General features: G+C 42.8%; 7 protein-coding genes. All 7 read left to right on the top strand.

Annotated elements, in window-relative coordinates; genetic code table 11:
* The first annotated feature begins 177 nt into the window (after positions 1-177).
* The 7 genes from AAFP14_RS17025 to AAFP14_RS17055 all read left to right on the top strand — a co-directional run bounded on the left by AAFP14_RS17025 (position 178) and on the right by AAFP14_RS17055 (position 13,997).
* Positions 178-2,931: a hybrid sensor histidine kinase/response regulator gene (locus AAFP14_RS17025; protein ID WP_341733427.1), complete on the top strand. Its 2,754-nt coding sequence runs from the start codon at positions 178-180 to the stop codon at positions 2,929-2,931.
* Positions 2,921-4,621, top strand: coding sequence for a response regulator (locus AAFP14_RS17030; protein WP_341733428.1), 1,701 nt, complete (start codon positions 2,921-2,923; stop codon positions 4,619-4,621). Before AAFP14_RS17025 ends, AAFP14_RS17030 begins: the two co-directional genes overlap by 11 nt.
* A 47-nt stretch (positions 4,622-4,668) precedes the next feature.
* Positions 4,669-6,039 (top strand): diguanylate cyclase domain-containing protein, encoded by a 1,371-nt coding sequence (locus AAFP14_RS17035; RefSeq protein ID WP_341733429.1) that lies wholly within the window; start codon positions 4,669-4,671, stop codon positions 6,037-6,039.
* A 144-nt stretch (positions 6,040-6,183) separates the two neighbouring features.
* Positions 6,184-8,412 (top strand): formate C-acetyltransferase, encoded by a 2,229-nt coding sequence (pflB, locus tag AAFP14_RS17040; protein ID WP_341733430.1) that lies wholly within the window; start codon positions 6,184-6,186, stop codon positions 8,410-8,412.
* A 100-nt stretch (positions 8,413-8,512) separates the two neighbouring features.
* Positions 8,513-9,253: a pyruvate formate-lyase-activating protein gene (gene pflA, locus AAFP14_RS17045; protein WP_341733431.1), complete on the top strand. Its 741-nt coding sequence runs from the start codon at positions 8,513-8,515 to the stop codon at positions 9,251-9,253.
* Between the two features lie 413 nt (positions 9,254-9,666).
* Positions 9,667-12,273 carry a bifunctional acetaldehyde-CoA/alcohol dehydrogenase gene (gene adhE / locus AAFP14_RS17050; RefSeq protein WP_341733432.1) on the top strand — a complete coding sequence of 869 codons (2,607 nt, stop codon included), beginning with the start codon at positions 9,667-9,669 and terminating at the stop codon, positions 12,271-12,273.
* Positions 12,274-12,797: 524 nt separating this feature from the next.
* A complete protein-coding gene (locus AAFP14_RS17055) occupies positions 12,798-13,997 on the top strand; it encodes an FtsW/RodA/SpoVE family cell cycle protein (protein ID WP_341733433.1) in 1,200 nt (399 codons plus the stop codon).
* Positions 13,998-14,014: the final 17 nt, after the last annotated feature.

Below are 14,014 nucleotides of genomic sequence, written 5' to 3' on the forward strand. Positions count from 1 at the left end.
GCCAATCCCAGGAGAATGCCAATCTAAATTTTATCAAAACAAACGAAGAATTTTGGGAAAAATCTGGTTGTTTGCGTCCCGGACTATATATGTAATCAGCGAACATTTACCATCTCAATATTCCGTATAATGATTATATTTAAGTAGTAAGGCAGTCTGGTTATGAAATACGATCTTATGAATAAACAATTATCTAATTTTTTGACAAAAATACCTTTAAGAATTATTTTTACTGTCCCTTTTTTGATGGAAATTGTTCTGATAGTTGGATTAGTGGGGTTTCTCTCCTATGAAAATGGCAAACAAGCCGTTAACGAAATTGCTACTCAATTACGGGAAAAAATTACCTTAGAAATCCAAACATATATTAACAACCAGTTATCGGCTCTCGTGATGATTCATAAACTTAACGTTGATGCTATTGAACGGGGGGAATTAAATCTCGATTTACAAAATCAAGATACTAAAAAATATAATTATTTATGGCAACTGATCAAAAATTTCGATGGAGTTAGTAGGATTGGCTTATCTTCTCAAGACAAGAATCAATATTTAGAAGTTTGGAGAAAGCCTGAAAATAAAGAACTAAGATTTGTGGTTTCCAATGCTTCTACTAATTATTTTACCTTGGAATATGCCATTAGTCCCCAAGGTCAGCCTACCAAAGTAATGAACAAATTTACCAGATATTACGATCCCAGGCAGCGTCCTTGGTACATGGGAGCAGTCAAAGCCGGTAAACTAAATTGGCAGCCAATTTATTCAGGAATTGACTACCATATTTTTTTTCTGGATCTTTGTCAGCCAATTTACGACCGAAACAGTAAACTTTTAGGTGTGATTACTGCTACTTATGAATTAGATAAAGTTCAAGATTTTCTGGGTAAACATAAGATTGGCAAAAATGGACAAACATTTATTGTCGATCGCCAAGGGTTGTTAGTAGCCAGTTCTCAACCGGAAATTAGTCTTAATAATAGTAAAACTTTCAAAAAAACCACACGACCTTCTATAGAGCGAAGTAGCGTTCCGATCATTCAAGCTACAGCAAAGTATCTCAAAAAATATTTTGTTGATTTTGCTAAAATTGACCGCAGTTATCAACTTGAATTTCAGTATAACCACGCTCTACAATTTTTACAAATTTCGCCCTATAAAGATGAGTTAGGCATAGATTGGTTGATTGTTACTGTTGTACCTGAATCAGACTTTCTCGATCGTATTCATGCTAATACTCGGCAGACAATTATATTATGCGTTGTCGCCTTTTTTTTAGTTGTAACTATTGGAATTATGACTAGCAATTGGGTAGCAAAACCAATTTTGAATCTGAATAAAGCAGCTAAAGATATAGCCAATGGCAAACTAGACCAAAGTGTAGCAATTGACCAAAATTATGAATTAGGAGAACTGGCAATTTCATTTAATAGCATGGCTCATCAATTAAAAGAATTGTTTGAAAATTTAGAAGAAAAAGTGCAACAAAGAACCGAAGAATTGGCAATTGCTAAGGAAAAAGCCGAAGTAGCTAATCAAGCTAAGAGTATATTTATTGCCAACATGAGCCACGAATTGCGATCGCCTCTCAATGCGATTCTCGGTTTTTCTCAATTGATGATACGCTCTACAAACTTGCCATCAGAACAACACGAAAATGCTGGCATCATATATCGCAGCGGCGATTACCTGTTGACGCTAATTAATCATATCCTCGATTTATCCAAAATCGAAGCCGACAAAACCACCCTCAATCCCAGTGAATTTGACCTCTACCGCTTACTGAATGATTTAGAAGATATGCTGTATCTCCGGGCTAGTAATGCGGGCTTAAAGTTGATATTCCAGCGGACTGAAAATGTCCCTCACTATATTTGTACGGATGAAGTCAAATTACGTCAAGTGTTAATTAATTTACTCAGCAATGCCATTAAATTTACCTCAGAGGGTCAAATTACTCTCGATGTTTTTCATGAAGAGCTAGAAACACCAGATGTTTTTAATCTTCATTTTCGGGTGCGCGATACTGGGGTAGGGATTGCCTCCGCAGAACTACCACATATTTTTGATGCTTTTTCCCAAGCCCAAGCCGGGAAAGAGATGCAAGAAGGAACTGGTTTAGGTTTAGCTATCAGTCGCAAATTTGTGCAACTGATGGGAGGGGATATTTCAGTAGAAAGCGATTTGGGAAAAGGCACAACTTTCCAATTTTATATTCAGGTAAAAATCGGTCAAGAAACAAATGCCAATAGTTCAGAAGAACATTCCAGAGTGCTGGGAATTGCTCCCGGTCAACCTACCTATAAAATTCTCACAGTAGATGACAAAATAATTAATCGACAATTACTCATTAAGTTACTCACTCCTGTAGGATTTGAAATGAAAGAAGCTAGTAATGGACAAGAGGCGATCGCCATTTGGGATGAATGGGAACCGCATTTAATCTGGATGGATATGAGAATGCCCATTATGGATGGTTATGAAGCCACCAAACATATTAAATCTACCACCAAAGGTAATGGGACAGCGGTAATTGCTTTAACTGCGAGTGTGTTAGAAGAAGAAAAGGCGATCGTGCTTTCAGCGGGGTGCGATGACTTCCTCCGCAAACCATTTACCGAACATACAATTTTCGACACACTGGCTAAACATCTTGGTGTAAAATATATCTTAGCGGAAACAACTTCACCAAGCTTAAATGAGCAAGCAGAGAGCGTCTTGACTTCACAACACCTCACCTGTATGCCTCAAGAATGGATTACCCAACTATACGAAGCTGCTCTGGAAGCAAATACCCAAGTCGCCTTACCACTGCTAGCAGAAATTCCCCAGACAGAAACTTGTTTGATACAATCCTTGACCAAACTGGTACGTCAATTTCAATTTGAACAAATTATTGACCTAGCCGAACCCCTTATAAGCGATGAACCTTAATTCTGAAACCGACAATAAAGGTAATATTCTGATTGTAGACGATCTGATCGAAAACTTACAATTACTAAGCGATGTGCTCTTCAAACTTGGCTACACTGTTCGTAGCGTCACCAGTGGAGTGATGGCACTGAAAACCATAAAAGTCAAGCGACCAGATGTCATTTTTCTAGATATTAAAATGCCACAAATGGATGGTTATGAAGTCTGTAAAATTCTGAAAGGAGATGAAAGTACACGCCACATTCCCGTTATTTTTATTAGTGCTTTAGATGATGTTTTTGACAAGGTAAAAGCCTTTGAGTCAGGGGGGATAGATTACATTACCAAACCCTTTCACATCGAAGAAGTCGTAGCGCGTCTGGAAAATCAGTTAATCATTCAACGTCAGCAACGGCTGCTGGAAAAAGAAATTACTATCCGCAGGGAAGCGGAAGAGGTACTGTATCAATCGAGGGCTTTACTGGCTAGTGTTTTAAATAGTTCCCTGGATGGTATTGCAGCAATGCAAGCTGTCCGCAACCCGGTAACTGGGGAGATTGAGGATTTTCGTTGTTTAGTTGTCAATCCCGTGATTGCTAGAGTTTTTAAACGCACTCGCGAACAGATAATTGGTAAATTGGTAGTCAAAAAACTTTTGCATCGTATCGCTCCCGAACTCTTTAATTGCTTCGTTAATATTGTTGAAAATGGAGACAGTTTAGCACAAGATTTTTACTATGAATCAGCGTCTGCTTGGTTTCATTTTGTAGCAGTGAAACTCGGTGATGGTTTTGCTATTACCATCCGCGATATCACTGCACGCAAACAAGCAGAATTTCAATTAAAACAACAAGCAGAAAATTTAAAACTTACTCTCAGGGAACTCAAACGCACCCAAGCAAAACTCATTCATAGTGAAAAAATGTCTTCTATTGGGAATCTGGTTGCAGGTGTGGCACATGAAATTAACAATCCAGTTAATTTTATTCACGGCAATCTGAGTCCTGCTACGGAATATTTCCAAGATTTACTGCATTTGGTAAAACTATATCAACAACATTTTCCCGATCCTCCACCAGAAATTCAAGCAGAAATTAAGGCTATTAACCTAGATTTTCTGCAAGAAGACTTGCTCAAACTGCTTAATTCTATGCAGATAGGGACCGAACGTATTCAGGAAATAGTTCTGTCCCTGCGGAATTTCTCCCGTCACGATGAGGCTGAATTTAAACGAGTGGATATTCATCAAGGTATCGACAATACGCTGATGATTCTCCAAAATCGCCTAAAAGCGACGCTAAAAAATCCCGAAATTGCCGTGATCAAAGATTATGGTCAACTGCCGCTGATTGAGTGTTATTCCGGTCAACTTAATCAGGTATTTATGAATCTGATAAATAATGCTATTGATTCCGTGTCTACTCATTTTATAGGTGAGAGGCCAAAAATAAAAATTCAAACTCTAGTTCATAATAATCATCGAATATCAATTAAAATATCAGATAATGGCTTGGGAATTGCTAAAGAATTACAATCTAAGTTGTTTGACCCTTTCTTTACTACCAAAGAGGTAGGTGAAGGTACGGGACTGGGACTGTTTATCTGTCATCAGATTGTGGTTGATAAACACGGTGGGGATTTATATTGTCACTCGACAATAGGAAAAGGAGCAGAATTTGTAATTGAGATTCCTTTAGCCAAACACAAATAAAAATTTGTGTGTCAATAAAAACCTTAAAGAAATAACCTCGATAGCTCATGAATTTAAATTATCAAAACCTAGAGAAAGGCAACATTCTCCTAGTAGATGACCACCGTGGCAATCTGCAATGTTTAAGCGATGTACTCCTCAAACTTGGCTACACTGTTCGCAGCGCTACCAGTGGAATCATGGCACTAAAAACCATAAAAGTTAAGCACCCAGATGTCATTTTTTTAGATGTGAAAATGCCAGAGATGGATGGTTATGAAGTCTGTAAAATTCTGAAAGGAGATGAGAGTATACGCCACATTCCCGTTATTTTTATTAGTGCTTTAGATGATGTTTTTGACAAGGTAAAAGCCTTTGAGTCAGGGGGGATAGATTACATTACCAAACCCTTTCACATCGAAGAAGTCGTAGCGCGTCTGGAAAATCAGTTAATCATTCAACGTCAGCAACGGCTGCTGGAAAAAGAAATTACTATCCGCAGGGAAGCGGAAGAGGTACTGTATCAATCGAGGGCTTTACTGGCTAGTGTTTTAAATAGTTCCCTGGATGGTATTGCAGCAATGCAAGCTGTCCGCAACCCGGTAACTGGGGAGATTGAGGATTTTCGTTGTTTAGTTGTCAATCCCGTGATTGCTAGAGTTTTTAAACGCACTCGCGAAGAGATGATTGGGAAATTGGTACTGAAAAAATTTTTGAGCAATGTTGCTCCTGAATTATTCCAGCGCTTTGTGGAAATTGTGGAAACTGGGGAACCTTTAGAATACGATTTTTACTATGAATGGGGACAGTCTTCTTGGTTTCACTTTGTAGCAGTAAAACTAGGTGATGGTTTTGCGATTACTATTCGCGATATCACTACACGTAAACAAATGGAGATAGCTTTCAAAGAAACCAATCAAAAACTAGAGATATTGGCGAATTTAGATGCTTTGACTCAGGTGGCTAACCGTGGCTGTTTCAACAATCGCCTCCAAAGCGAGTGGCAAAGATTAGCGCTAGAAAAGCAGCCACTTTCTCTGATTTTATTGGATATTGATACTTTCAAAAGCTACAACGACTATTATGGTCATTTGGCGGGGGATAATTGCTTAGTTAGAATAGGGAAAACATTACAAAAAGTAGTCCATCGTCCCGCGGATTTAGCAGCGCGTTACGGTGGCGAAGAATTTGCGTTACTTCTCCCCAATACGGATTTGGAGGGAGGGATTAAAATAGCACAAAATATTCAGCAAGCAATTCATAGTTTGGCGATTCCCCATGAGCAGTCTCATGTAAAGAATACCCTCACAGTTAGTTTGGGAATCGCCTCACTCATCCCTAGCTTAGAATTGGAGCCTCATACCCTGGTTGCTTATGCAGACGAAGCACTATATCAAGCAAAAAAACAGGGGCGCGATCGCTATTGTATATATACGTGATAAGTGCGATCGGACCATCGACCAGTTAACTTTTGTAAAAACCTGACAGCATTTCCATGGGAGATGATGGGAGAGATATATAATGGATACAAAAGATGAAAGAGCGATATCTTTAAAAATAGTCCACAATAGGAGGTTAAAGCTATGTATGCAGAATGGTACGGCTTTACAGAAGGGAGTTGGACAAAAGAAGTCAATGTCCGGGATTTTATTCAAAAGAATTACACACCCTATGAAGGGAATGCCGAGTTTCTAGTAGGAGCAACGACAAGGACTCAGAAGCTGTGGCAAGAAGTTTTGGAACTAATGAAGCTAGAAATGCAAAAGGGTGTATTGGATGTTGATACCAAAGTACCCTCTTCAATTATAGCCCATGACGCTGGATATATAAATCGCGAACTAGAACAAATTGTGGGTTTGCAGACAGATAAACCTCTGAAACGGGCTATCATGCCCTATGGCGGAATTCGTGTGGTGAAAGCTGGTTTGGAAGCCTATGGCTATCAGCTAGATCCGCAAACTGAAGAGGTTTTTACTAAATATCGTAAAACTCATAATGACGGGGTGTTCGATGTTTATACTCGTGAAATGCGGATGGCGAGGCGATCGGGCATTATCACAGGTTTACCCGATGCTTACGGGCGCGGGCGGATTATTGGGGATTATCGGCGCGTGGCTTTGTATGGAGTCGATCGCCTGATTGATGACAAAAAAGCTCAGCAAGAATCCCTGGAACTCGACATGATGGACGAGGAAACAATTCGCCTGCGGGAAGAGTTATCAGAACAGGTGCGGGCTTTGTTTGAACTGAAGGAAATGGGGGCGAAGTACGGCTTTGATATTGGTCGTCCGGCGGGTAACTCCCAAGAGGCTGTGCAGTGGCTATATTTTGGCTATCTAGGCGCTGTCAAAGAGCAGAATGGGGCGGCGATGTCCCTCGGTAGGGTATCCACGTTTTTAGACGTATATTTCGAGCGGGATTTACGCAGTGGAGCGATCGCCGAAGTTGGCTTGCAAGAACTGATCGATCATTTTGTGATGAAGCTGCGGATGGTGCGCTTTTTGCGGACTCCTGACTACAATGCGCTGTTTTCCGGCGATCCCACTTGGGTAACAGAAGCGATCGGGGGCATGAGTGCAGACGGTAGAACAATGGTAACAAAAACCAGTTACCGATTCTTGCACACACTCTCAAATCTCGGCCCAGCACCCGAACCAAACCTGACTGTATTATGGTCAGAACATTTACCAGAAAACTTCAAAGAATTCTGCGCTAAAGTTTCTGGCGACACCAGTTCAATTCAGTATGAAAATGATGATTTGATGCGCCCTACCTATGGCGATGATTATGCGATCGCCTGTTGCGTATCGGTGATGCGAATCGGTAAACAGATGCAGTTTTTTGGCGCAAGGGTGAACCTGGCAAAAACTTTGCTGTATGCTATAAATGGCGGTAAAGATGAAAAATCTGGCGACCAAATAGCACCTCTATTTGCACCAATCACTGCCGAATATTTGGATTACCAAGAGGTAAATGAACGGTTGCAGCAAATGATGGCGTGGCTAGCAAAAGCCTACATCAATACGCTGAACGTCATTCACTATATGCACGACAAATATTGCTACGAACGGCTGGAAATGGCGCTGCACGATCGCGATGTTTACCGTACAATGGCTTGTGGCATAGCCGGCTTGTCGGTGGTGGCTGACTCCCTCTCCGCGATTAAATACGCCAAAGTTAAAGTAGAAAGGAACGAGCAAGGTTTGGCGGTGGATTATCTGATTGAAGGCGATTATCCGCAGTATGGGAACAATGACGATCGCGTTGATAGTATGGCGATCGACTTAGTGCAACGGTTCATGAACGAAATTCGCAAGCACAAAACCTATCGTGGCGCAGTACCTACTCAATCTGTCCTGACGATTACTTCCAATGTAGTCTACGGCAAAAAAACAGGCAGCACTCCCGATGGACGCAAGGCGGGGGAACCCTTTGCACCCGGTGCCAATCCCATGCACGGACGAGATTGTTGCGGCGCGATCGCCTCGCTATCTTCTGTGGCAAAATTGCCCTATAGCGACTGTCAAGATGGTATCTCGAATACCTTCTCAATTCTGCCCGCGGCCTTGGGAAGACTCGAAAGCGATCGCACGAATAATCTAGTTGGTTTACTCGATGGCTATTTCCATGATGGGGGTCATCATATTAATGTTAACGCCCTCGATCGCACCACCTTACTAGATGCAATGGAACATCCCGAAAACTATCCTCAATTGACAATTCGCGTATCTGGCTATGCAGTTAACTTCATCAAGCTGACTCGCGAACAACAATTAGATGTGATTAAACGGACTTTCCACGAACGTGTCTAGATAGCCAAGACGTAAATTCTGTAGGGGCAGGTTCACCAACCATAATTGCCTAAAACCAACCATATCATAAACCTGCCCCGCCTACCTAAAAGCGAAATTCATGTCAGGAATTGGACGCATTCATTCAATCGAAACCTTTGGTACTGTTGACGGTCCAGGAATTAGATTTATTGTCTTCACTCAGGGTTGTCCTCTGCGCTGTCTCTATTGTCACAATCCTGATTGTCGCAACGCCCATGATGGTAAAGAAGTGACAGTTGATTATCTGATTAATGAAATCAAAAAATGTAAATCCTACCTTCGGAAAGGCGGCGTAACAGTCAGCGGTGGCGAACCATTGATGCAGCCAGAATTCACCAGAGAAATATTCGATCGCTGTCATCAACTAGGCTTGCATACGGCCCTTGATACATCTGGCTATTGTGGTTTAGAAATTGCCAAACCAGTGCTAGAAATGACCGATCTAGTTCTACTAGACATCAAATCCTACCTTCCCGAACTATATTACCAAGTGACCAATGTTTCCATCGAGCCAACTTTAACGATGGCAAAATATCTCAGCGATATTGACAAACCCACTTGGATTCGATTTGTGTTGGTTCCACACCTCACCGATAATATTGAAAACGTGGAGAAGTTAGCAGACTTTATCGCGACTCTCAAAAATGTGGAAAGAGTAGAAATTCTGCCTTTTCATAAAATGGGGGAATATAAATGGGAACAATTAGGACTTCCCTATTCCCTGAAAGATACACCACCCGCTTCGGCCCAAATGGTTCAGCAAACGGTTGATATTTTTCGCGATCGCGGAGTAGAGGCGATCGGGGCGATCGCGCTTTAGTTAAAGTTGGCTAGATCCCCCCTAGCCCCCAGGGCTGTTTCATTCTTTGTAGGGGCAAACCCCCCGTGGTTGCCCCAATCTCTGAAATGACGGAAAATGGTTGGTGGGGGGGGTAGGCACGCACCATCCACTACCCCTACAAAATCATCGTTTTCCTGAGAATGAAACAGCCCTGCCCTAGCCCCCAGGGCTGTTTCATTCTTTGTAGGGGCAAACCCCCCGTGGTTGCCCCAATCTCTGAAACACCTAACAAATAGTCGATGGAGGGGGTAGGCACGGGGGCACTACCCCTACAAAACGATGATTTCCCGCCAAGAATGAAACCGTCCCCCTTCTTAAGGGGGATTTAGGGGGATCTACAATCTCAGAATTTCACGACAATTTGACAACAATAAAGCCGAGGAGAATTAACAATGAAAGTCACCAACATTGATGAATTAAAACTGTTAATTGAAAACGTAAAAGCAGCACAAACAGAATTTGCTACTTTTACTCAAGAGCAAGTCGATCGCATTTTCAAACAAGCAGCTTTGGCTGCTAATGCTGCGCGGATTCCCTTAGCCAAAGCAGCGGTAAAAGAATCAGGAATGGGCGTAATCGAAGATAAAGCCATCAAAAATCATTTTGCCTCAGAAATGATTTACAACAAATATAAAAATGATAAAACCTGTGGCGTAATTGAATCAGACAAACATTTTGGCTACGAACGCATTGCCGAACCCGTGGGAATCCTAGCTGGAATTGTGCCTGTCACAAATCCCACTTCAACCACTATTTTTAAATCTTTGATTGCACTTAAAACTAGAAATGGGATCATTTTTTCGCCCCATCCCCATGCTAAAGAATGCACGATCGCAGCGGCAAAAATTGTGCTGGATGCGGCAGTAGCGGCGGGCGCTCCACGAGATATCATTGGGTGGATTGATGAGCCAACAGTGCCACTTTCCCAAGCTTTGATGCAACACCCCGATATCAAGCTGATTTTGGCAACAGGCGGGCCTGGGATGGTGAAAGCAGCCTATTCTTCGGGACATCCTTCGATCGGCGTGGGCGCTGGAAATACTCCAGCAATTATTGATGAAACAGCCCATATTCCAATGGCTGTGAGTTCGATAATTTTGAGTAAAACCTTTGATAATGGCACGATTTGTGCTTCGGAACAATCGGTGGTTGTGGTAGATGCAATTTATGAAGCTGTGAGACAGGAATTTATCAAGCGCGGTGCTTATTTCCTGAATTCTGAAGAACGAGATCGAGTTCGTCAGGTGATTTTAACCGATGGACATTTGAATCCAGCAATTGTGGGACAAACGGTGAGCAAAATTGCGGAAGTTGCGGGGTTGGAAATACCAGGGAATACAAGAGTTTTGATTGGGGAAGTAGAGGCGATCGACAAAGATGAACCTTTTGCTTATGAGAAGCTGTCACCGATTCTGGCGATGTATCGCGCCACTGATTTTCATGATGCTGTCGAAAAAGCAGAAGCCTTAATTTTATTCGGGGGACATGGACATACTTCGGCGCTGTATACAGCCCCTAGCAATCAGGAACATATTCGTTATTTTGAAACCAAGGTGGAAACTTCGCGGGTGCTGATTAATACTCCATCTTCCCAAGGGGCGATCGGGGATCTTTACAATTTCCGTCTCGATCCTTCTTTGACTCTGGGCTGCGGTAGCTGGGGCGGTAATTCCGTTTCGGCGAATGTGACACCTCATCATCTGCTGAATATCAAAACTGTCGCCTCCCGTCGGGAGAATATGCTGTGGTTTCGCATCCCTCCTAAGATTTACTTTAAGTTTGGTTGTTTACCAGTAGCGCTGCGGGATTTGGCGGGGAAAAAACGGGCTTTAATTGTTACCGATCGCCCTTTATTTGAACTCGGATTAACCAAAGAAGTTACTGATAGTTTGGAAGAAATCGGCATTGCTCACTATACTTTTTATGATGTGGAACCCGATCCTTCCTTAGCCACCGTGCGTAAAGGTTTAGCAATTTGCAATAGCTTTCATCCCGATGTGATTATTGCCTTTGGTGGCGGTTCTCCGATGGATGCTGCAAAGGTGATGTGGTTAATGTACGAACATCCCGATATTGAGTTTGAAGGATTGGCGATGCGATTTATGGATATTCGCAAGCGGGTTTATGAACTTCCACCCTTGGGAGAAAAGGCAATGATGGTATCAATTCCTACCACGTCGGGGACAGGTTCGGAAGTTACTCCTTTTGCGGTGGTGACAGATGAGCGATCGGGTATCAAATATCCCCTTGCAGATTATGCTTTGACTCCAAATATTGCGATCGTCGATCCAGAATTGACGATGAATATGCCCAAACGACTGACAGCCTATGGTGGGATAGATGCGTTAACTCATGCGATCGAAGCTTACGTTTCCGTACTGGCTTCTGAATATACCAACGGATTGGCTCTAGAAGCAATTCGTCTGTTGTTCAAATATCTGCCTAGTGCTTACAAAAATGGTGCTACAGACCCCAAAGCACGGGAAAAAGTCCATTATGCTGCTACGATCGCAGGTATGGCCTTTGCGAATGCTTTCCTGGGAATTTGTCACTCCATCGCCCACCAGTTAGGCGGAACTTGTCACATTGCTCACGGTTTAGCCAACGCCCTGATGATTTCCCATGTAATTCGTTACAATGCGACGGATGTACCCTTTAAGCAAGCGACTTTCTCGCAGAACAAGTATCCTAATAGCAAGTGGCGCTATGCTCAGATTGCCAACTATCTCAACTTGGGCGGCGAGACAGACGAGGAAAAAGTTGAGAAGTTGATCGAAGCAGTGGAAGAGTTAAAACGTCAAGTGGAAATTCCAGCTACAATTCAAGAGGTACTCTTAGAACAAGGTGTCGCCGATGACTTTTTCTTTGCTCATGTAGAAGAAATGGCCGATCGCGCTTTTGACGATCAGTGCACTGGCGCCAATCCCCGCTATCCTCTGATTGCCGATTTGAAGCAGTTACTGATGCAAGCTTATTTAGGTGAAGGCCTGACACATTAAAACTCGAAAAAACCGGGTTTTCCGATGGGCAATTTACGCTTAGCAAATATTACCCAAAAACCCGGTTTATGACAAATAGCCTAATATCCCAGGAGATATCAAATCCAGTAGCATCGGAATTATTCATCTCTCTATTCTCTCCCTCTGTGTCCTCTGCGCTCTCTGCGGTTAAATCATGACCTGGATATTCTACTTAATAGTGCATAATCCGATCGCAAATATTTCAATAAGCCGAAAGTATCACTGCGATTATCGCGAACAAAACCCCAATAAACAGCAAACAAAATTCCCCTCACATCTCCCTGAAAACTCAAACTATTATTTTGAATAAGAATAAATAAAGTCATCAAGATAGCACCAATTGCTTCATAAAAAAAAGCAGTTTTGTAGTCAACATATTTAGTCGCTAAATTACCGAAAAAACCCCAAAAACCATATAATAGATAACAGATTAACGAGTAAATCAACCAATCTGGTACTGTCATCATCTTTGTTATAGTTTATTGAGATCGTTTTAAAATCCTATGGCTGCTGATATTCGACGCTTTATTCCATTTTTAGACCCTACCGTATCTCAATGGGCTGCTGAGGCGCGCTGGCTGAGGTGGCTGACTTTCCTGTGGCTGTTTGTCGGGCTGACAGCTTTGTTCTCGGCTTCCTATCCGATCGCCAATTCAGAATTTGGAGATGGTCTTTATTATATGAAACGACAGCTAATCGCAGCGGCGATCGGGCTGGCTGGTTTTAACTTGATGATCTACTCCCCCCTGCGCTACCTGATCAAAACAGCTCAGTGGGGCATTCTCATGTTGCTGGGGTTGCTGTGGCTGACTTTAGCTCCCGGAGTGGGAACCACCATCAACGGGGCGACTCGCTGGATATCTCTGGGCCCTGTTCCGATTATTCAACCTTCGGAGTTGATTAAACCCTTTTTCGTTCTCCAAAGTGCTCGCATTTTCGGCAACTGGCCTCGATTGACGAATAAAGTTCGCTTTACTTGGTTGGGAATTTTCGGGGCGATGCTGTTGGGAATTTTGTTACAGCCGAATTTAAGTACCACGGCTTTGTGCGGGATGACTTTGTGGTTGGTGGCTTTGGCGGCTAATTTGCCTGCTTTGCAGTTGGGCGCAACCGCGATCGGCGGAATGCTATTGGCGGTTTTAAGTATTAGTTTTCGGGAATATCAGCGCCGCCGGATTATGTCTTTTCTGAATCCTTGGGCCGATCCGATGCAAGATGGCTATCAGTTGGTTCAAAGTCTGCTGGCGGTAGGTTCGGGTGGTATTTGGGGTGTGGGTTTGGGGATGTCCCAGCAAAAGTTATTTTATTTACCGATTCAGTACAGTGATTTTATTTTTGCTGTGTTTGCTGAGGAGTTTGGTTTGGTGGGAGGTTTCTCGCTGTTGTTGATGTTGGGGGTGTACGCTACTGTGGCTTTGAGGGTGGCGATGAAGGCGCGGAATGTTGAGTCTCAGTTGGTGGCGATCGGGGCGATGGTGGTGATGGTGGGACAGTCGCTGCTGAATATTGGGGTGGCGACGGGGGTTTTGCCGACTACGGGTTTGCCGCTACCGTTTTTTAGTTATGGCGGTTCTTCGATGGTGGCAAGTTTTTTGTTGTCGGGGCTGCTGATTCGGGTGGCGAGGGAGAGTTCCGAAGCTGAGGTGGTTTCTTTGGAGGGACGCCGGAAACAGCCTGGAAAGGCTAGTTTGCGATCGAACTAACATTTTCAGGTTGTTAT

Source organism: Microcoleus sp. EPA2 (genome assembly GCA_020882975.1).
Taxonomy (GTDB): Bacteria; Cyanobacteriota; Cyanobacteriia; order Cyanobacteriales; family Microcoleaceae; genus Microcoleus.

Coding starts and splice junctions, on each gene's coding strand:
- AAFP14_RS17030 (WP_341733428.1), top strand. CDS start 2,921: ATGAACCTTAATTCTGAAACCGACAATAAAGGTAATATTCTGATTGTA.
- adhE (WP_341733432.1), top strand. CDS start 9,667: ATGAAAGTCACCAACATTGATGAATTAAAACTGTTAATTGAAAACGTA.
- pflA (WP_341733431.1), top strand. CDS start 8,513: ATGTCAGGAATTGGACGCATTCATTCAATCGAAACCTTTGGTACTGTT.
- AAFP14_RS17055 (WP_341733433.1), top strand. CDS start 12,798: ATGGCTGCTGATATTCGACGCTTTATTCCATTTTTAGACCCTACCGTA.
- pflB (WP_341733430.1), top strand. CDS start 6,184: ATGTATGCAGAATGGTACGGCTTTACAGAAGGGAGTTGGACAAAAGAA.
- AAFP14_RS17025 (WP_341733427.1), top strand. CDS start 178: ATGAATAAACAATTATCTAATTTTTTGACAAAAATACCTTTAAGAATT.
- AAFP14_RS17035 (WP_341733429.1), top strand. CDS start 4,669: ATGAATTTAAATTATCAAAACCTAGAGAAAGGCAACATTCTCCTAGTA.